We start from the raw sequence: 18,997 nt of genomic DNA on the forward strand, positions 1-18,997 counted from the left end.
CCGGCATCCGCCGCCCACCCGCCCCACCACCGAGAGAGCGCAGGCAACCCATGGACTTCGGAGCAGTGCTGCAGACCAACCCGCCATCGGCCAGGGTCGTGCAGCTCGCGCAGCTCGCCGAGGCCTACGGGTTCAGCCACGTCTGGACCTTCGACTCGCACCTGCTCTGGCAGGAACCGTACGTGATCCACAGCCGCATCCTCGCCGAGACCCGCAAGATCCTGGTCGGCCCGATGGTCACGAACCCGTCCACCCGGGATTGGACGGTGACCGCGTCGACCTTCGCGACCCTCAACGAGATGTACGGAAACCGCACCATCTGCGGCATTGGGCGCGGCGACTCCGCCGTGCGCGTCACGAACGGCGCCCCGGCCACCCTGAAGACCCTCCGGGAGGCGATCCACGTCATCCGTGAGCTCGCCAACTCCCGCGCCGTCGAATACAACGGTGCCATGCTCCGGTTCCCGTGGAGCTTCGGCAGCTCCCTCGAGGTGTGGGTCGCCGCGTACGGGCCGCTCGCCCTCAAACTCACCGGCGAGGTCGGAGACGGCTTCATCCTGCAGATGGCCGACCTCGACGTGGCCGAGTGGATGATCACGACCGTCCGGAAGGCGGCCGCGGCCGCGGGCCGCGACCCGGCCGCGGTGAAGTTCTGCGTCGCCGCCCCGATGTACATCGGCGACGACTGGGAGCACATGCGCAACCAGTGCCGCTGGTTCGGCGGCATGGTCGGCAACCACGTCGCCGACATCGTCGCCAAGTACGGCGCCGACTCCGCCGTGCCGCGGGCCCTCACCGACTACATCGCCGGCCGCGAGGGCTACGACTACAACCAGCACGGCCGGGCGGGCAACACCCACGCCGACTTCGTGCCGGACGAGATCGTCGACCGGTTCTGCGTGCTCGGAACCAAGACGGACCACATCACGAAACTCGAGGCGCTCCGCGACCTCGGCGTCGACCAGTTCGCCGGATACCTGCAGCACGATAACAAGGAAGAAACCCTGCGGGTCTACGGCGAGAGCGTCATCCCCGCGCTGCAGACCGCGGTCTCGGCGAAGTCATGAGTCGCCGGGCCGACACCCCGGTGCCGGCAATCCGCCCGGCAGATCCCATCCGGCCGGCCTGTCCGGTCCGGCCGAAACACCAAGGAGAACCCCTGTGACCGACCGCAAGCCGACCGCCGATCTCGACGAACTCACCGTCGACCTCGACCTCGCCCACGTGTTCCACTCCTGGTCGGCGCAGGGCGGCGGGCGCACCCCGTTCGTCCTCGCCGGCGGGCTCGGGTCCCGGGTCTGGGACCACTCCGGCACCACGTATCTCGACTTCTCGAGCCAGCTCGTCAACCTCAATATCGGCCACCAGCATCCGGCCGTGGTGCGAGCGATCGTCGAACAGGCCGGCCTGCTGGCCACGGTCGCGCCCGCGACGGCGAACCTCACCCGCGGCCAGGCCGCGAGCCGCATCGTCGCCCGCGCCCCCGACGGCTTCCACAAGGTGTTCTTCACCAACGGCGGGGCGGATGCGAACGAGAACGCGATCCGGCTGGCGCGGCTCCACACCGGTCGCGACAAGATCCTCTCGACCTATCGCTCGTACCACGGCAACACCGGCGCCGCGATCGTCGCGACGGGGGACTGGCGGCGGGTGCCGAACGAGTTCGCGCGCGGCCACGCGCACTTCTTCGGCCCGTACCTCTACCGCAGCGACTTCTGGGCGACGACCCCGGAGCAGGAGTGCGAGCGCGCCCTGCGGCACCTCGAGCGGGTGATCGTGAGCGAGGGGCCGAGCGGGATCGCCGCCGTGCTGCTCGAGACGATCCCCGGCACCGCGGGCGTGCTGCTGCCACCGCCCGGGTACCTGCCGGGGGTGCGCGCGCTGTGCGATCGCTACGGCATCCTGCTGATCCTCGACGAGGTGATGGCGGGCTTCGGCCGCACCGGCAGCTGGCTCGCGCTCGATCTCTACGACGTGGTTCCCGACCTGATCACCTTCGCGAAGGGCGTCAACTCGGGGTACGTTCCCGCCGGCGGGGTGATCATCCCGGATTCGATCGCGAACGACTTCGACACGACCGTGTTCCCCGGCGGACTCACCTACAGCGGGCATCCGCTCGCCATGGCCGCGATCGTCGCGGCGCTCGACGCCATGGAGTCGGAGGGGATCGTCGACAACGCGGCCCGGATCGGCCGGGACGTGCTCGCGCCGGGGCTCGCGGAGCTCGCGGAGCGGCACCCGATCATCGGCGAGGTGCGTGGGGTCGGCGTCTTCTGGGCGCTCGAACTCGTCGCGGACCGGGCGACCCGCGAACCCGTGGGAGCCGGGGTGATGGCCAAGATCAAGGCCGAGCTGCTCGCCCGCGGACTGCTGCCCTTCATCGCCGAGAACCGCATCCACGTGGTGCCCCCCTGCGTCGTGACCGACGCCGAGGCAGCCGAAGCCCTCTCCATCTACGACGAGGTCCTCTCCCTGCTCTAGCCGCCCGCACCGCGCCGCACCTCCCCGCATGCTCGCGTCCGCTCATCCGCTCATCCGCTCGTCCGCTCTTCCGCGAGAGTACGAAATGTGCCCCTAAACCACGCGAATACGGGCACATTTCGTACTCTCGCGGGAGGGTTGGCGGCGGTTTACGGGGTGCTGGCGGTGGGGGCGGATGCGGGGGTGTGGGCCTGCTGGACGCGGGCGGCCTGGGTACGGAGCACGTCGACGACCGTGCGCACCGCGAGGCGCTCGGCGCGGTCCGGGCGCATCAGCGCGACGATCTGCCGCTCGGCGTCCACGCCGCGCAGGGGCTTGAGTGTCACCTTGTCCGGCTCCCCGTCGCCCCAGGTGTACCGCGGCACGAGCGCGATCCCGAGCCCGGCCGCGACGAAGGCCTCGATCAGCCGCATATCGGCGAACCGCTGGGCGACCTTCACGTGGCCCGGGGTCCGCTCCTCGATCTCGTCCAGGATCCGCTCGAAGGGGTATCCGTCCGGTACCCCGATCCAGGTCTCGTCGATCACGTCCGCCGGGGCCAGCCAGGACCGGCCGGCGAGCCGGTGATCGGCCGGCAGCCCGACGTCGATCGGCTCGGTCATGAGCGGAACCACGGTGAGACCGCGCCCGCCCCAGGACCGCTGGCCGCTCAGGCTGTACGCGAGCACGATGTCGTAGTCGGCCGTGAGCGCGGGGAAGTCCCGCAGCTCGGGATCGAGGTCGGTGCACGTGACCACGAGGCCCGGCCGGTCGGCGAGTTGCAGCATGGTCCCCGGCAGCAGCATCTCGCCCGCAGTCGGGAAGGTGACCACGCTGACCCCGCCGGAGGCGTCGTTCCGGAACTCGTGCCAGACGGCGGTGGCGCGGGCGATCGCGACCGACACATCGGTGGCGCTGCGGGCGAGCGCGCGCCCGGCATCCGTCAGCACGATGCCCCGCCCGCGACGCTCGGTGAGGCGCACGCCGGCCTCGCGTTCGAGCACTTTGAGCTGCTGCGAAACAGCGGATGCCGTGCGATGCGTCGCCCGGGCGACGTCGGTGATCGAGCCGCGTTCGGCCAATTCCCTGAGCAGTTCGAGCCGCTGAATGTCCATGTAGCCACGCTACACAATGAGTGCAGGACAATGCGATTGTGCTGAATGGTTAGAGGTGGTCAAATAAATACGTCGAACACGTGCAGCAGTGCCTCCGTCTCACCGACATCCACCCCTGGTTGAAAGGCCCCATCGTGTTCGTTCTCATTGCCGTGCTCTCCCTGATCGTCGTCGCGTCCATCGTCGGCGTTGTTGTCGATGTGCAGAATGACGGCTACCGTCACATGCCCGAACAGCGCACCTTCGTCCGCGGCTTCTGATCCCGGCGCGACGCCTCCCTGTCCCCCGGGACGGGGCAGGCATCGCCAATCCCGAATGGCATACAGTTGATCCGTGACGGACATTCGGCAGCAGCTCATTGACTACATCTCGGCTGAGGCCGTGTTCCACGGTGACTTCACCCTCACGAGCGGCAAGAAGGCGACGTACTACGTCGACCTCCGCAAGGTGAGCCTCGACCACCGGGTTGCCCCGCTGATCGGTCAGGTCATGATCGACCTCATCGCCGACGTACCCGACGTCTCCGCCGTCGGCGGTATGACGATGGGCGCAGACCCCGTCGCCGCTGCGATCCTGCATCAGGGCGTCGCCCGCGGCCTCGCCTACGACGCGTTCGTCGTGCGCAAGGAGCCCAAAGACCACGGTCGCGGCCGCCAGGTCGAAGGCCCTGACCTCGCCGGCAAGCGCGTGATCGTGCTCGAGGACACCTCCACCACCGGTGGGTCCCCGCTCGCGGCCGTCGAAGCCCTGCTCAAGGTCGGCGCCATCATCGCGGGCGTCGCGGTCGTCGTCGACCGCAACACCGGCGCCCGCGAAGTGATCGAAGCGGCCGGCTACCCCTACTTCGCAGCGATCGGCCTTGAGGACCTGGGGCTGAACTAGTGCCGGATCAGCCGGGGAGCGGCGAAGAAGGACTCGACTGGCTCGCCTCCCAGCTCGGCGACGGAACCAAGCCGACCCTGCCGGACGACTTCGTGATGCGCCGCCCGCGTCGGGCGAAGGGCACCCCCGCGGATGCCGCCAGCCGGGTCTCCCGTGCAGGCCACGGCGACTCCGGTGCTGCTGGTACTGCCGGCACACCCCCGGCTCCCGCTGCTCCGGCCCCCGCTTTCCTGTGGGGACTCAAACCGACGACGGCGACCGCCGCGGTCACCGTGGTCAAGCCGGCGGTCCCTGCCCCGCCGGTCGCGCCGCTCGCCCCGCCCCTAGCACCGACTCCCGCGGTGCACACTCCGGCGCCCTCTGGCGAGCCGACCGCAAGCGAGCCGGCCGTGTTCCGGCCGCGCGCCGCCGGCGCCTCGTCCTTCGCGACCCCGGCCGGGCTGACGCCGGCCGGGCTGACGCCGGCCGGGCTGACGCCGGCCCGGGTGACCCCATCGACTTCTTCGGCGTCCGCAGGCTCTGCAGCCGGAACCGCGGGCTCCGCAGCCGGAGCCTCTGCGTCCGCAGGCTCCGCAGCCTCTGCGTCTGCCTCCGCAGGCTCGGGCTCACCGACCTCGCCTGCTTCGACCGGCGCGGTCGGTTCCGCAGGCTACGCCCCCGGCGACATCTTCTATCCGTCCGCGCGCCCACTCGCGACGACCGGCGACGCTGCCGCGACTCCGAACGTGGGCGCCACCGGAGGCTCGTCGACCGTGGGTGCCGGCCGGGGCATCCGCCCGGAGACCCCGCCCGAACCGTGGTGGACCACCCCCGCACGGTCGCCGCTCGTGCTCACGCCCGAGGAGGTCGCCGCGGATCGCGCCGCCACCGCCGACGGGCGCGGCACCCTGTACCCGGCTCGCAACCTGCCGGAGCCGGTCCCCGAGCCCCTGCCCGTGGCGCCTGCGCCGTCGCACTTCCGGCTCCGCGGGCGTCGTGCCGCCGCTCAGGCGGCCGACTCGGCGGTGCCGGCCGCGGCGACCGCCGCCGGTGCTGCCAGTGCCGCTGCAGCGACTGCCGCTGCAGCGGCGTTCACCGCCGCGACCGCCGCAGCCACGGCACGTGCGGTCGCCGAGGCTGCCGCCGCGCGTGCGGCGTCCGAAGCCGTCGAGCGTGCCGCCGTCGAAGCCACCGCCAGGGCGCGTGCCGAAGCCGTCGCTGCTGCCGCTGCTGAACGTGCCGCGGCCGAAGCCGCTGCTGCCGATCGTGCAGTTGCCGAAGCCGCGGCGTCCGAAGCAGCCGAGCGAGCCGAAGCAGCCGAGCGTGCCGAAGCAGCCGAGCGTGCCGAAGCCGAAGCCGCCGCGTCCGAAGCAGCCGAGCGTGCCGAAACCGAAGCCGAAGCCGTCGCAACTACCGCTGCTGAGCACGCCGAAGCCGTTGAAGCAGCGGCAACCGCCGTCGAGCGTGCCGACGCCGACGCCGACGCGTCCGCATTCGCTGGCGCCGAGCATGCCGACGTCACGGCCGCGACCCGCGCTGAGTTCGACATCGCGGGCGCCGCCGCCGCGAGTGCCGCTGCCGCGGTCGCCGCGGCATCCGTCGCGTCCGCGAGCGCGGCGCCGGCCGCAGCACTGCCGCCGCTCCCGGCTCCGATCGTGCCCTTTCCGGTCGACAACGACCCGTGGGCCGATTCCGGACTGGCGCCGACCGAGCTCGTCACCCCTCCGGCCCCGCTCGCCGAGTCCACCGAGCACCCGGCTGCACCCGCGGCCATCGACGGCGCAGAACCTGCAGGGGCGCTGAGCGCGTTTGACGCCCTGTTCCAGGTCCCCGCCGACACGGACGGACACGACGCCGCGGTCGCGGAGGCCGGTGCCCCGACGATGGTTCTCGCTGCCGGGACTGGTGCGGATGCGTCCCCTCAGACGCCCGCAACGGCCGGCTTCTTTTCGCGTCGCTCGAAGGGAACACCCGTCGGCGACTCGGAATCACCCGCCGCCGCAGCTGGCGTGCCCGGGACAGGCGTTTCGGGGAAGGCACCCGCTTCCGCACCGAGCGGTTCCGGCCACGGCGGCTCGGGAAACGGCGGTTCCGGCAACGGTGGTTCCGGGCACGGCCGGAGCGGAGCATCCGCCGAGCATGGCGGTCTTCCGAAACCCTTGATCTGGACCGCGGTCGGCCTGCTCGTCGCCGTCGTTCTGGTCGGGCTCTTCCTGCTCGGTCAGCGCCTCGTCGGCTCCCCGGCGACGACCGCCGCCTCTGCATCGGAGACCCCCACTCCCACCGCGACGCCGACCCCCACGCCGACCCCGGCGCCCACCGCAGCGCAGCCGGTCGGCGTGCACGCCTGGCAGACCCTCTTCGGTGGCGAATGCCTGCAGCCGTACGTCTCCCCCTGGGAAGAGACCTTCACCGTCGCCGACTGCGCAGCCCCGCACCAGGCGCAGCTCGTCTATCGCGGGCTGTTCGCCGGCGACGCGACAACGCCGTTCCCCGGCGAGGCGGCGCTTGCTGCGCAGATCAACCTGCTCTGCAGCGCGCCCGGCGTGATCGACCTCGCGGCAGCGGACGCGTATCCCGACGTGCAGGTGCAGGGCAGCTACCCCATCACCGCCGAGCAGTGGGCGGATGCCCCGCACCAGTACTTCTGCTTCGTCAGCCGGTCATCGGGCGACGGAATCACCGGGAGCCTCGCCGGCCCCGGGCCGACCGCCTAGCCGCAGTCGCGTCCGTCTCCTCGTTCGTCGCTGTACCGAATTCAGGAGTCGGGCCCTGCGAGCCGAGGCCCGGCCCCGGACCTGTGCCGCGCATCCGCCCCGCCGGGGTGGGGACGCGCTCAACTCCTGAATTCGGAACGCGCCAGCGGGGGGGGGGGGGGGATGACGCGGGATGGTGGTGGGAGGCGGGATGACGCGGGGCGGGTCGTTCAGATCTCGTCGGACTCGACGGGTTCGGCTGACACGAGCTTGTCCACCCCGGAGATGATCTCGTCCGGACGGAACGGGTAGCGGCTGACCTCGGCCTCGTCGCTGATCCCGGTCATCACGAGCAGCGTGTACAGGCCCGCCTCGATCCCGGCGACGATGTCGGTGTCCATCCGGTCGCCGATCATCGCCGTGTTCTCCGAGTGCGCGCCGATCTTGTTCATCGCCGAGCGGAACATCATCGGGTTCGGCTTGCCGACGACGTACGGCTCCATGCCCGTCGCCTTCGAGATGAGGGCGGCGATGGCGCCCGTCGCGGGCATCGGGCCGTCCGCGCTCGGCCCCGTCGCATCCGGGTTCGTGGCGATGAACCGCGCGCCGGCGAGCAGCAGGCGGATGGCCTTCGTGATCGCCTCGAAGGAGTAGTTGCGGGTCTCGCCCACGACGACGTAGTCGGGGTTGGTCTCCGTCATGATGAAGCCGGCCTCGTGCAGTGCCGTCGTGAGGCCGACTTCGCCGATCACGAAGGCCGTGCCGCCGGGCATCTGGCTCTTCAGGAAGTCGGCGGTCGCGAGGGCCGAGGTCCAGATGCGCTCCTCCGGCACGTTGAGCCCGGACGCGCGCAGCCGGGCGCTCAGGTCCCGGGGTGTGAAGATGGAGTTGTTGGTCAGCACGAGGAACGGCGTCCCCGCGTCGGCCCACTGTTGCAGAAGCGCGGCAGCCCCGGGCAGCGGGCTGTTCTCGTGGACCAGCACCCCGTCCATGTCGGTGAGCCAACATTCGATCTCGTCACGGCGTGTCATTCGGCGCTCCTCAGGGTCTCTTCCAGAGTAGCGGTCGAGGGTTCACTCAACTACGGACGGCACCGTGAGCCAGATCGACGCAGCCTCCGCATCGGAGAGAGGACGGATGTCGCCGCCCGGCAGCCGGACCCGCCCCGGTTCCCGCACCTCGAGTTCGGTTCCCGGCCCGATGCCGTCGCGAGCGAGGCCGCGGAGCACCACGGGATCCCGGTCGCTCACCCGCAGCACGACGCCGACCAGGCCGGGGTCGGCCCGGTCGACCGTGATCCCGGAGCGCGGCAGCACCGTGCCGTCCGCCGCGGGGATCGCGTCGCCGTGCGGGTCGATCACCGGCCGGCCGAGGCGTTCGTCGATCGCGTCCAGCAGCCGGTCGGAGAGAGCATGCTCGAGGATCTCGGCCTCGTCGTGCACCTCGTCCCAGTCGTAGCCCATCTCCTGCACGAGCCAGGTCTCGATCAGCCGGTGTCGCCGCACGACGGCGCTCGCGCGCAGCACCCCCGCGGGAGTGAGGGCGAGCGGTCCGTAGGGCACGTGCGTGATGAGCCCGGCGGCGGCGAGCTTCTTCACCATCTCGGTGACCGAGGAGGGCGCGACCCCGAGCCGGGCCGCGAGCGCGGAGGGGGTGATCCGCTCCGGCTGCCATTCGGTGTGCGCGTAGATGGTCTTGAGGTAGTCCTCGGAGGCCGGGGTACTGGTGCCGTTGTGCTTCATGCGCTGCCGTCCATCATGAGCGGATGCCGGGCATCCGTCGCTGAAATGCCGGGCGGATGCCGGTCATGCGCCGCTGAAGATCAGGACGAGGAGGACGACGTTGAGCGTCACGAGCAGCAGCGCGGCGATCGCCCCGGCGAGGGTCGTGAACCAGCGGTTGGCGTACTCGCCGAGGAGCTCGCGCCGGGAGGTGAGCCAGACGAGGGGGACCAGCGCGAACGGGATCCCGAAGGACAGCACCACCTGGCTGAGCACGAGGGCCTCCGTCGGGTCGAGGCCGATCGCGAGGATGGCCAGCGCCGGGATCAGCGTGACGAGCCGGCGCACCAGGAGCGGCAGCCGCAGGTGCAGCAGCCCGTGCATGATCTCGGCGCCCGCGTACGCGCCGACGGAGGTCGAGGCGAGCCCGGAGGCGAGCAGGCCGACCGCGAACACGGTCGCGACGATCGGCCCCAGGTTCGCCCGCAGCGCGTTGTAGGCGCCGGGCAGCGAGTCGGTGCCCGGCACACCCTGCAGGGCGGATGCGGCCAGGACCAGCAGGGCCACGTTGACCGTTCCGGCGAGCACCATCGCGAGGGTCACGTCCCAGCGGGTGCCCCAGAGCAGGCGGCGGGTGGTCGGCTGGTCGTGGGCGCCGGGGAAACGGTCGCGGGCGAGGGCGGAGTGCGCGTAAATCGCGTGCGGCATGATCGTCGCACCGAGGATCGACGCCGCGAGCAGCACCGAGTTGGCGCCCTCGAACCGCGGCACGAGGCCGGCGAGCACACTCGCGGGGTCCGGCGGCGCGAAGAACACCCCGGCGGTGAACCCGATCGTGATCACGCACAGCATCGCGACGATCACCCGTTCGAAGCTCTGCGCCCCGCGGCGGGCCTGCGCGGTGAGCACGAGCATCGACACCGTGCCCGTGATCACGCCGCCGAGCAGCAAGGGCAGCCCGAACAGCAGGTAGAGCGCGACCGCGCCGCCGATGATCTCCGCGAGGTCCGTGGCCATCGCGACGAGTTCGGCCTGCAACCAGTAGAGCCGTCGCAGAAACGGATGCCGGAACCGCGCCCCGAGGAGCTCCGGCAGACTCTGCCCGGTCACGATCCCGAGCTTCGCGGACAGGTACTGGATCAGCCAGGCCATCAGGTTCCCGGCGAGCACCACCCAGACCAGCAGATACCCGAACCGGGCGCCGGCGGTCATGTTGCTCGCGACGTTGCCCGGGTCCAGGTAGGCGACCCCGGCCACGAGGGCGGGACCCAGCAGCATCGCCAACCGGGCGGGCGCAGCCGGCAGGCGCGCAGCATCCGCTACGGTGCCCCCAGCAGTTTTAGGCATACCGAAATCATACGCGCGCCCCGCCCGTTCCGTCTCGCCCGCCCGCCCGTCCCTGTCCGCGAGAGCGTACTTTTGGCCCTTAAACCGCCGTCTTAAGGGCCAAAAGTGTACTCTCGCGGGGACGAGCACGGGCAGGTATTCGGGGCGGGGGTTGGCGCGGGGCGGGATACGGTGGAGCGGTGACCGAACCGCTGCTCCCCATTCCCGCTCAGACCGCCGCACCGACCGTCGAGCTGTCGACGAACGGGGTCGGGCCCTGGCAGGGGGAGCTGCCCGAGGAGTCCTTCTACGACCCGGAACTCCTCGAGCGCGGCGACACCCGCAACGTGATCGACCGGTACCGGTACTGGTCGATGGCCGCGATCGTCGCGGACCTCGACGAGAAGCGGCACCCGTTCCATGTCGCGATCGAGAACTGGCAGCACGACATGAACATCGGCTCGATCGTGCGCAGCGCCAACGCCTTCGGAGCGGACACGGTGCACATCATCGGCCGCAAGCGCTGGAACAAGCGCGGTGCCATGGTCACCGACCGGTATCAGCACGTGCTGCACCACGCGGATGTCGCCACGTTCGTCCTCTGGGCGGCGAACGAGGGCCTGCCGATCGTCGCGATCGACAACGTGCCCGGCAGCGTGCTGATCGAAACCTTCGCGATCCCGGAGCGGTGCGTGCTCCTGTTCGGCCAGGAGGGCCCCGGCCTCTCCGACGAGGCGATCGCCGCGGCGGACGCGGTGCTCGAGATCAGCCAGTTCGGATCGACGCGCTCGATCAACGCCTCGGCCGCCGCCGCCGTCGCAATGCACGACTGGGTGCTTCAGCACCGCTTCAAGTAGCGATTTCGCGACGGCGGTCGACGCCCTCGCGCACACCGGGATCGCTCTCATGGGTGAGCTCCTCGCCCTCCGCGCCCGGCTCGCCGTCCTCCCGTTCCTGATCGGTGCCGTGCTCGTGTCCATGAGCCGCCGGCGCCGCGCCCAGCGCTCCGAATAGGGGCTAGCGTTGCACTATGACTGCGATCACTGACGATCTGCCCGCCCGCCTGCTGCACGAAGAGCGCGAGGGCTGGGATGCGATCCTTGCCCGCCGCGCCGGCGACTACTACTGGCGCACGATGACGCGCGATGCCCTGTTGGTGCTCCCGGGGAACGTGGTCGCCCGGGACGCGGTCGCCGCGTTCTTCGAGGCACTCCCGCAGCTCGACAGCTACGAGCTGCACGACCCCGCCGTGATCCGGATCAACGATCGCGCGGGCATCCTCGTCTACCGGCTCGTCACCCGCCGTGGCGACGAAACGGTCGAAACGGCCGCCGCAACGACGTACGTGTTCCAGAACGGCGGCTGGTGCGTGGCCCTGCACCAGCAAAGCCCCGTCTAGCTCCGTAACCCGTCCGCGAAAGCGGGTGAATCGTCGGTATGAGCGTGCCATAACGACGATCCACCCGCTTTCGCGAGCGGATGCTGCGCGGCTTGTGGGCACACGGGGGCGGGTCTAGCGTGGCTGGACCGGGGTTCCGCACGGTAGGGGACCTTGGGTAGCGAAGAAGGGACCTGGGTCAATGGCTGACTTTGGAAACGAGGGCCTTGCGGAGTTCTATCGCCGGCCCGGTGACGCATCCACCGTTTATGTCGACGTCACGCAGAATCGTGAGGATCCGAGACGCACCTCGAGCCTGCGGCATCGCTCGGTGCGCGAGGCGCTGGCCGACGCCGGCGCCCCCGATGCGGATGCCGACGCCGTGATCGACCGGATCGAGGAGCCTCCCGGCAGGCCGGGCAAGGTCAGCAGGCTGCTCGTCGTCCGGGACGGTGTCGTCGAACTCGACGAACTCCTGCCCGGCGAACCGCTCGGCGAACTGATCGTCTCGTACGGGCCGGTGCCGAGCCTGCTGCCGCTGCTCACCCAGCGACCGCGCGACCTCACGTACATCATCGCCGAGGTCGGGCGCGACGGCGGCGAGATCCGGCAGTTCCGGCTCAGCCGCACCGGCGCCGTCGCCGAGGAGGAGATCGAGGGCGACACCGAGTACATCACCAAGGTGCAGGGGGGATTCCTCTCCAACTCCCGGTACCAGCGCGACACCGAGGAGATCTGGAAGCGCAACGAGGGCCAGGTTGCCGACGCGATCGACGAGATGGTCCGCACGAGCGGCGCGGAGCTGCTGATGCTCACGGGAGACGTGCGCGCGCGGCAACTACTGGTCGCCCAGCTGGCCCCCGCGAGCAGGGACATCCTCGCCGTGGTGCCGACGAACACCCGGCCAGGCGGCGCGACGACCGAGGAGCTCGAGGCCGACCTCGACCGGCACCTCGCGGCGATCCTCGCCCAGGACGAATACGACGCCCTCGAACGCCTCGAGTCGGGTCGCGACGAGGGACTCTCCGAGGCCGACTTCGCCGCCGTCGTGCGCGATCTGCAAGAGGGCCAGGTCGAGGTCCTCCTGCTCGCATCCGGCGCGCTGCCCGAGGCGACCCTGCTCGCGCTCGATCGTGAGCCCTGGGTGGCGTCGACCGAAGCGGATGCCCTCGGCGCGGTCGTTCTCGGAGCCGTGCCTGCCGCAGACGCGCTCGTCCGCGCCGCGGTGCTCACCGACGCGCGTGTCGTCGTGGTGTCGCCGGCGGAGTTGCCCGGTGGGAGCGGGGCCGCCGCCCTGCTGCGCTGGTCCACCCTCTCGACCCACTGAGCCGTGCCGCCGCCGCGCCGGTTTCGGCAGCCCGCGCCCGCCGTTTCGGGTGCGGCCCGCGGAAACCGGCGCGGGCGCGATCGCGATCGGCCGATCAGCCGATCAGGCTGGGGCGCAGGTCACGCAGGGTGCGGAAGTGCGTCATCCGCGTCACGCCGACCGCGGCGAGCACCAGGCCGCCGACAACCCAGAGCAGCAGCACCCCGGCATCCGCCCAGGCCGTGGCCGGGTTGCCGCCGTACATCAGCTGGCGGATGCCGTCGACCGCGTAACTCATCGGCACCACGTGGTGCAGCCACGCGAGCGGGGCCGGCAGGGTCTGCCAGGGGAATGTCCCGCCGGCGGTGACGAGCTGGATCACCATGAGCACGAGGCCGATGAACTGGCCGACGCTGCCGAGCCACACATTGAGGGCGAGGATGATCGCCGCGAACGCGAGGGCGGCGAGCCCCATCATCGCGTAGGTGCCGACCGGGTTGTGCACCTCGAAGTGCAGGATCCCGGCGAGGATTCCGAACAGCCCCGCCATCTGCACGAGCCCGAGCAGGCCGGGGGTGAGCCAGCCGGCCAGGGTGATCTTGAGCGGGGAGTGCAGGGCCGTGATCGCCCGGCGGGAGACCGGCTTCACGATCAGGAACAGCGCGTAGATGCCGATCCAGCCGGCGAGGCTCGCGAAGAACGGGGCCATGCCGGCGCCGTAGGTGCCGGCCGAGGTGACGGCGGCGGTCGTGAGCGAGACCGGGTCGGCGATCGTCGAGCCCTGCAGGGTGCGGGTCGGCGCGTCCGAATTCGGGATGCTCGTCACCCCGTTCGCGAGGCCGTCGCGCAGCACGCCCGCGCCGGACTGCAGCGTCACGAGCCCGGTGTTGAGGCTCGTCGCGCCGGTCGCCAGGCTTTCGGCGCCGGTCGCCGCGGTGCTCGCTCCGGTGGCGGCGGATGCTGCGCCGCTGTTGACCGTTCCGGCTCCGGTGGAGAGCGACGCGGCCCCGGATGCGGCGGTGCCGGCTCCGGAGGCGAGCTTCGCCGCGCCGGTCGAGGCATCGCTCGCGCCGGACGCGACGCTGCTCGCGCCGGTCGCAGTCTGCGCGGCTCCGGCAGCGAGGGTTGCCGCGCCGTCCCGTGCGGTGACGGCGCCCGCGGCGGCCTTCTTCGCTCCTGTGGCGACGTCCTGCGCACCGGCGTTGAGCTTGGCACTGTCGGGAACGAGGGTGTCGAGCTTGGCATGGACCCCGGTTACTATCCCGCTTCCAGTTCCCAGCCCAGTGCTGACGGGTTCCAACTCTTTCAGCACTGCAGCAATCTGCGCCGTGCTGAGCCCAGCCAGTCCATTCTTGATATTCGTGGTCGCGGAGTCGAGTGCCGAGGTGGCTCCCGTGAGAGCGGTGTCGGCCGTTGCGACCGACCCGTCGAGTTTGGGCGCGTCTGTTGCGAGCTGCGCCGTGCCCGCCGCGACTCCGCTCGCACCGCCCGATAGAAGTGCGGTTCCGTCCGCGAGGTCCTTCGTCCCGGTCGCGAGGTCCGCAGCACCCGAGGAGACCTTCGTCGCCCCCGCAGATACCTTGTCCGCGCCGGTCGCGAGCGTCGCGGTCCCGGTGGCGAGGCTCGTTGCACCGGTGGCGAGGTCTCTGGTGCCGGTGGCGAGCTGGCCCGCGCCCGTCGCGAGGGAGCTCGTCCCGGTGGCGAGCTGGCCGAGACCGGAGGCGAGGACGCCGACTCCGCTCGAGAGCTGGGCGGCACCGCTCGCGAGGCTCGCGCTTCCGTCGGTGGCCGATGTCGCGCCATCCGTCAGTTTGGTGGCGCCGTCTGCGGCCGTCACAAGGCTCGACCGCACGTCGGAGAGCCCGATCAGCAGCCGGTCGGCCGCCTCCTCGTTGACCTTCGAGACGATCGCCTCGCGGATCTTCGTCGCGGCCTGGCCGCCGATCGTCGAGGCGAGGTAGCTGTTGGTGTCGTTCGTGGTGAGGGTGATCACCGATTTGCGCGGCGCGGATGTCGCAGAAGACGCGATGCCCTCGGAGAAGTCGGCCGGGATGGTCACGCTGAAGTCGTAGCTCGCGTCGGCGACACCGGCCTCTGCGGTCGCGGCGGAGACCCGATGCCACTGGAAAGCGCCGGCGTCGGAGAGCTCGGTCGCGATGTCATCGCCGTAGTTGTGGCTCACGTTGTCGATGACCGTTCCGGTGTCTGCGACGACAAGCGCGACGGGCACCCGGTCGAGGCCGGCGTACGGGTCCTGGTTGGCCCACAGGTACAGGCCGCCGTAGAGCACGGGCACGAGCAGCAGGGCGGCGAGGGCGACCCGGGACATCACTGTTGCGGTCAGGCGCGCCAGTTCGGCGCGGATCATGGCGAGGACTTTCACAGGGCATCGGCTCCAGCAGTGGTTATCGGCGAGCGTCCGAGTCCGGAGGGCAGCACGCCGTCCGGCTCGAGGTTGGCGAGCTCGAGGTCCGCGATGGCGTGCGCTGAGGCGTCTCCGGCGATGACGAGCACCGCATAGCCGCGCGCGGCCAGGCCGCCGGCGATATCCCACCAGCCGAGCGGGTCGCCGCCGTGGCGGTCGGGAGAGGTGAGAACGAGGCCGAGCACGCCGTCGCGCAGCACGGCCAGCTCGGTCAGCAAGCGGATGCGGTCGTCGGGTGCGAGGTCGCCCATGTCCCACCGTGCCCGGTCGGCGAGGCCGAGGCCGGCGAGGAGGTGCTGGGTGGTCTTGCGGCGGAGGCCGGCGAACATCAGCTCTTCGGCGACGACGTCTTCGACCATGACGTCTGCGGCGGGCTCCGAGACGCCCAGGGCGTCGACGAGGGCGATCTGACGGCGCATCGCGGCGTAGTCGGTGTGGCCGTCGATCGTGACGGTCCCGGTGTCCGGGCGCATCCGGCCGGAGGCGATGAGGCCGAGGACCGTGGGACGGCGTTCGGTCTCGGCCCGGGCGAAGGCGACCGCGCCACTGGTGAATTCCAGGGTCGTCGGGGGAAGGGCCGAGTCTTTCGGACCCTTGGCGACGGACGAGAGGTTAACGCGCATGCGAGCGCCTCCGGAGGTGAGAGGAAACCGGTACGAGGCCGGCACGGAATCCTGGGGACAGGACGGGGTATCGCGGCGCTGGGACTGAGGTCACTCTAATTCACCCGGCCCCGTTTTTACCGACTAGTCAGTCTGAAGACGCGCTGGATTCCGGGCAGGCGTCGGGCAGCCCGGCACTCGCACCGGTCGAACCCGCCCGTCCTTGCGCGGCTGGGCTCGTCGATCTATACTGACTAGTCGGTACAAAACGAGTACCGCCACGAAAGGAACGACGTGCAGGCGACATTGGTAGCGGACGAACTGACTGTCAGTTACAAACGAGGCCTGGTCTACGGGCCGATCAGCTTCACCGCCGATGACGGCCTCACGGTCATCTGCGGCCCGGCCGGCAGCGGGCGCACGAGCCTGCTCCTCACCCTCGCCGGGCGGATGCGGCCATCCTCCGGCACCCTGTCGGTGCTCGGCGAAGACCTTCCTCGCCACGCCCGCCGGGTCCAGCGCCGCACCGGCGTGTCCGGGTTCCACGGCATCGACTCCCTCGAAGAGTCGGTCACCGTCGGGGCGGCCATCCGCGAGCGCCACGCCTGGCTCGCCCCCTGGTGGTCCTTCATCCGTGCGGTCGACGACGCCGAGGTCTTCCGCGTCTGCGGACCGGTCTTCGGCGACATCCCGGTTCCGGCCGCGAGCACGATGATCTGGGACCTCGACGAGGTCGAGATGGTGCTCCTCCGCGCATCCCTCGCCATGATGAGCCGGCCCAGCGTGCTGTTCTTCGACCAGGTCGAGCAGGTGCACTCCCCGGAGGCACGCCGACTGCTCTGGTCCCGGCTCGGCGCGATCGTCGCGGCCGGCACTCCCGTGATCGCCTCGGCCATCGCACCAGACTTCGAAATGTGGGCGGATCTCGGGCTCAAACCGACCGTCCAGTACATGAACCAGGAGATTCGCTAGATGTTCGCCTTCCTCTCTACGGGCACCGAACTGCGCCGATTCGGCAAGGGCACCCTGCCCAAGATCGCCCTCGTCGTCTTGATGTTCATTCCGCTGATCTATGGCGCCCTCTACCTCTGGGCGTTCTGGGCGCCGGACAAGGAACTCAGCAAGCTCCCGGTCGCCCTCGTCAACTCCGACACGGGCGCCGTCCGCGACGGCACGGACGTGACCGCGGGCAATGACCTCGTCGGCAAGCTCCTCGACGGTCACGACCTGGGCTGGGTCGAAACCAGCGCGGCCGATGCCGCCACCGGTGTGACCGACGGCGACTACTACTTCTCCGTCACCATCCCCGCGGACTTCTCCACGGATGCGATCTCCGCGGGCACGGACACCCCGACCGCCGCCCAGGTCATGGTCGACTACAACGACAGCAACAGCTTCCTCGCCTCCACCCTCGGTAAGCAGGCCATGATCCAGCTGCGTGACGCCGTGTCCCTGAACATCGGCGACCAGACCGTCAACACGATGCTCGTGGCCGTCAACAAGGCCGGTGACGGCATCCGCACCGCCGCGGCCGGTGCCGGAACCCTCGCCGACGGTCTCAGCACGGCCGAAACCGGCACCGGGACTCTCGTCGCCGGGCTGAACGACCTCTCCGCCGGCGCGTCCACCCTCGACGACGGCGCGGCCCGGGTGGCCGACGGATCGTCAACGCTGGCCGCGGGGATCGGCACACTCTCCTCGGGCGCGGCAACGCTCTCTGACTCCTCGGTAAAACTCTCCGACGGCGCGTCGACTGTCGCCGCCAAGACCAAGCTGGTGTCCGACGGACTCGCATCAGCAGCCACGGGTGCAGCCACCCTTTCGGACTCCTCCGACAAGCTCGCTGCGGGGGCGACGTCGATCGCGACGGGAACCGGACAGCTCGCAACCGGAACGAAGGACCTCGACGACAGCCTCGCGAAGCTGCAGACGGCCATGGCCGCTGCCCCGCCCGGAACGCCGGCATCCGCGTTCCTGCCGACCGTGACGCAGCTCGCGACCGGAGCCGACACCCTCAATACGAAGACGCAGGGCGCCGCCGCCCAGGTTTCCGGCTACGCGACCCTGAGCGGAAACTTCGCCACCGGCATGGGGACGCTCTCCGATTCGCTGACCGCCGGCGCCCCCGGGGCCGCGCAGGTGGCGGCCGGAGCGGCGCAGGTGGCCTCCGGATCGGCCGCCCTCGCCTCCGGAGCCGGCCAGCTGGCCACCGGCGCGTCCACCGCCGCCACCGGGTCGGCCACCCTCGCCACCGGCGCGGACAGCCTCGCCGCCGGAACCGGCACCCTCGTCGACGGCAGCAGCCAGCTCGTCGCGGGCGGCACCGCCCTGGAGTCCGGCACCGTGCAACTCGCCGACGGCAGCCACACGCTCGCCGACGCCCTCGCGACCGGAGCCGCGGACGCACCGAGCCTCACCGACGCGCAGATCTCCGAGAAGGCCGCGGTGATCGCGAACCCCGTCGACCTCAACCAACGGTGGGAGAACGCCTCGGACAGCTTCGGCGAGGGCTTCGCGCCCTTCTTCCTCGCCCTGGCCACCTTCGTCGGTGCACTCATCACGTGGCTCATCCTGCGGGCCCTGCCGACGCGGGCGCTCGCCAGCGCAGCCTCCGGCCTGCGGGCCACGATGACCGGGTTCCTGCCGGCCATGGCGATCGGGTTGAGCCAGGTCATCATCATGGTCCTGGTGCTCGTCTATGGCATCGGGCTGACCCCGGCGCACTGGCTGGGCATGTCCGCGTTCATCTACCTCACCACGCTTGCGTTCCTGGCCCTGCAGCAGATGTTCATCATTCTGTTCGGCACGGCGGCCGGCCGCGTGATCAGCCTGGTGCTGCTCATGCTGCAGCTCAGCTCCTCCGGCGGAACCTATCCCGTCGAGACCACGCCGGAGTTCTTCCAGATCCTGCACCCGTGGATGCCCGCTTCCTACGTCGTCACCGGGCTGCGGCAGCTCATCACGGGCGGGATCGACTCTAGACTGTGGCTTTCCGTGCTCGTTCTCGTAGGCATCCTGGTCGGCTCGATCGCGATCAGCGCCTGGAGCGCGTCTCGGCAGCGGATGTGGACGATCACCCGGCTGCACCCGGAACTGACCATCTAGGG

16 protein-coding genes are annotated in these 18,997 nt (G+C 70.6%); 10 read left to right on the top strand and 6 right to left on the bottom strand.

All coding sequences use genetic code 11. The features are described from left to right. Window positions 1-50 precede the first annotated feature (50 nt). Window positions 51-1,067, top strand: a complete 1,017-nt coding sequence (locus MQH31_RS08930; RefSeq protein ID WP_243011755.1) for a TIGR03842 family LLM class F420-dependent oxidoreductase — start codon at window positions 51-53, stop codon at window positions 1,065-1,067. Between the two features lie 94 nt (window positions 1,068-1,161). Next, complete coding sequence (locus MQH31_RS08935; protein ID WP_243011756.1) at window positions 1,162-2,481, top strand: aspartate aminotransferase family protein; 1,320 nt, start codon at window positions 1,162-1,164, stop codon at window positions 2,479-2,481. Window positions 2,482-2,630: 149 nt separating this feature from the next. On the opposite strand, the gene MQH31_RS08940 is transcribed toward MQH31_RS08935, so the two are convergent. Further along, window positions 2,631-3,575 (bottom strand): LysR family transcriptional regulator, encoded by a 945-nt coding sequence (locus tag MQH31_RS08940; protein ID WP_243011757.1) that lies wholly within the window; start codon window positions 3,573-3,575, stop codon window positions 2,631-2,633. Window positions 3,576-3,709: 134 nt separating this feature from the next. Between MQH31_RS08940 and MQH31_RS20640 the strand changes: the two genes are divergently transcribed. The 3 genes from MQH31_RS20640 (at window position 3,710) to MQH31_RS08950 (ending at window position 7,153) form a co-directional block, all read left to right on the top strand. Next, on the top strand, window positions 3,710-3,835 hold the full coding sequence (locus MQH31_RS20640) for a hypothetical protein (protein ID WP_255454334.1): 126 nt from the start codon (window positions 3,710-3,712) through the stop codon (window positions 3,833-3,835). Window positions 3,836-3,908: 73 nt separating this feature from the next. Next, window positions 3,909-4,457 carry an orotate phosphoribosyltransferase gene (gene pyrE, locus MQH31_RS08945; protein WP_134533179.1) on the top strand — a complete coding sequence of 183 codons (549 nt, stop codon included), beginning with the start codon at window positions 3,909-3,911 and terminating at the stop codon, window positions 4,455-4,457. Continuing rightward, a complete protein-coding gene (locus MQH31_RS08950) occupies window positions 4,457-7,153 on the top strand; it encodes a hypothetical protein (RefSeq protein ID WP_243011758.1) in 2,697 nt (898 codons plus the stop codon). Before pyrE ends, MQH31_RS08950 begins: the two co-directional genes overlap by 1 nt. 209 nt (window positions 7,154-7,362) lie before the next feature. Here the strand turns inward: MQH31_RS08950 and MQH31_RS08955 are convergent, their stop codons facing one another. From MQH31_RS08955 to MQH31_RS08965, 3 genes are all read right to left on the bottom strand, one after another. Beyond that, window positions 7,363-8,163, bottom strand: a complete 801-nt coding sequence (locus MQH31_RS08955; RefSeq protein ID WP_134533183.1) for an HAD-IIA family hydrolase — start codon at window positions 8,161-8,163, stop codon at window positions 7,363-7,365. Between the two features lie 42 nt (window positions 8,164-8,205). Further along, window positions 8,206-8,874, bottom strand: coding sequence for a metal-dependent transcriptional regulator (locus MQH31_RS08960; protein ID WP_134533185.1), 669 nt, complete (start codon window positions 8,872-8,874; stop codon window positions 8,206-8,208). Between the two features lie 63 nt (window positions 8,875-8,937). After that, window positions 8,938-10,200 (bottom strand): Nramp family divalent metal transporter, encoded by a 1,263-nt coding sequence (locus MQH31_RS08965; protein ID WP_372488136.1) that lies wholly within the window; start codon window positions 10,198-10,200, stop codon window positions 8,938-8,940. A gap of 179 nt (window positions 10,201-10,379) precedes the next feature. Between MQH31_RS08965 and MQH31_RS08970 the strand changes: the two genes are divergently transcribed. From MQH31_RS08970 to MQH31_RS08980, 3 genes are all read left to right on the top strand, one after another. Next, window positions 10,380-11,036 (top strand): TrmH family RNA methyltransferase, encoded by a 657-nt coding sequence (locus tag MQH31_RS08970; RefSeq protein ID WP_372488137.1) that lies wholly within the window; start codon window positions 10,380-10,382, stop codon window positions 11,034-11,036. Between the two features lie 173 nt (window positions 11,037-11,209). Further along, on the top strand, window positions 11,210-11,578 hold the full coding sequence (locus MQH31_RS08975; protein WP_243011759.1) for a DUF4440 domain-containing protein: 369 nt from the start codon (window positions 11,210-11,212) through the stop codon (window positions 11,576-11,578). A 181-nt stretch (window positions 11,579-11,759) separates the two neighbouring features. Continuing rightward, window positions 11,760-12,884, top strand: a complete 1,125-nt coding sequence (locus MQH31_RS08980; protein WP_243011760.1) for a baeRF2 domain-containing protein — start codon at window positions 11,760-11,762, stop codon at window positions 12,882-12,884. Window positions 12,885-12,978: 94 nt separating this feature from the next. On the opposite strand, the gene MQH31_RS08985 is transcribed toward MQH31_RS08980, so the two are convergent. Then, window positions 12,979-15,231, bottom strand: a complete 2,253-nt coding sequence (locus tag MQH31_RS08985) for a YhgE/Pip domain-containing protein (RefSeq protein ID WP_243011761.1) — start codon at window positions 15,229-15,231, stop codon at window positions 12,979-12,981. 11 nt (window positions 15,232-15,242) lie between these two features. Next, on the bottom strand, window positions 15,243-15,911 hold the full coding sequence (locus MQH31_RS08990; protein WP_243011762.1) for a hypothetical protein: 669 nt from the start codon (window positions 15,909-15,911) through the stop codon (window positions 15,243-15,245). Between the two features lie 273 nt (window positions 15,912-16,184). Here MQH31_RS08990 and MQH31_RS08995 point away from each other — a divergent pair, with 273 nt between their 5' ends. Together MQH31_RS08995 and MQH31_RS09000 are read left to right on the top strand one after the other, a co-directional pair. Beyond that, window positions 16,185-16,862, top strand: a complete 678-nt coding sequence (locus tag MQH31_RS08995; protein ID WP_134533193.1) for an ATP-binding cassette domain-containing protein — start codon at window positions 16,185-16,187, stop codon at window positions 16,860-16,862. After that, window positions 16,863-18,995: a YhgE/Pip family protein gene (locus MQH31_RS09000; protein ID WP_243011763.1), complete on the top strand. Its 2,133-nt coding sequence runs from the start codon at window positions 16,863-16,865 to the stop codon at window positions 18,993-18,995. Window positions 18,996-18,997 lie beyond the last annotated feature (2 nt).

It is taken from the genome of Cryobacterium zhongshanensis (genome assembly GCF_022760445.1).
Lineage (GTDB): Bacteria > Actinomycetota > Actinomycetes > Actinomycetales > Microbacteriaceae > Cryobacterium > Cryobacterium algoricola.

Excerpts from the sequence above, each read along its gene's own strand:
- MQH31_RS09000 (WP_243011763.1), top strand. The coding sequence starts at position 16,863 with ATGTTCGCCTTCCTCTCTACGGGCACCGAACTGCGCCGATTCGGCAAG.
- MQH31_RS08980 (WP_243011760.1), top strand. The coding sequence starts at position 11,760 with ATGGCTGACTTTGGAAACGAGGGCCTTGCGGAGTTCTATCGCCGGCCC.
- MQH31_RS08960 (WP_134533185.1), bottom strand. The coding sequence starts at position 8,874 with ATGAAGCACAACGGCACCAGTACCCCGGCCTCCGAGGACTACCTCAAG.
- MQH31_RS08940 (WP_243011757.1), bottom strand. The coding sequence starts at position 3,575 with ATGGACATTCAGCGGCTCGAACTGCTCAGGGAATTGGCCGAACGCGGC.
- MQH31_RS08930 (WP_243011755.1), top strand. The coding sequence starts at position 51 with ATGGACTTCGGAGCAGTGCTGCAGACCAACCCGCCATCGGCCAGGGTC.
- MQH31_RS08990 (WP_243011762.1), bottom strand. The coding sequence starts at position 15,911 with ATGCGCGTTAACCTCTCGTCCGTCGCCAAGGGTCCGAAAGACTCGGCC.
- MQH31_RS08955 (WP_134533183.1), bottom strand. The coding sequence starts at position 8,163 with ATGACACGCCGTGACGAGATCGAATGTTGGCTCACCGACATGGACGGG.
- MQH31_RS08965 (WP_372488136.1), bottom strand. The coding sequence starts at position 10,200 with ATGCCTAAAACTGCTGGGGGCACCGTAGCGGATGCTGCGCGCCTGCCG.
- MQH31_RS08985 (WP_243011761.1), bottom strand. The coding sequence starts at position 15,231 with ATGATCCGCGCCGAACTGGCGCGCCTGACCGCAACAGTGATGTCCCGG.
- MQH31_RS08975 (WP_243011759.1), top strand. The coding sequence starts at position 11,210 with ATGACTGCGATCACTGACGATCTGCCCGCCCGCCTGCTGCACGAAGAG.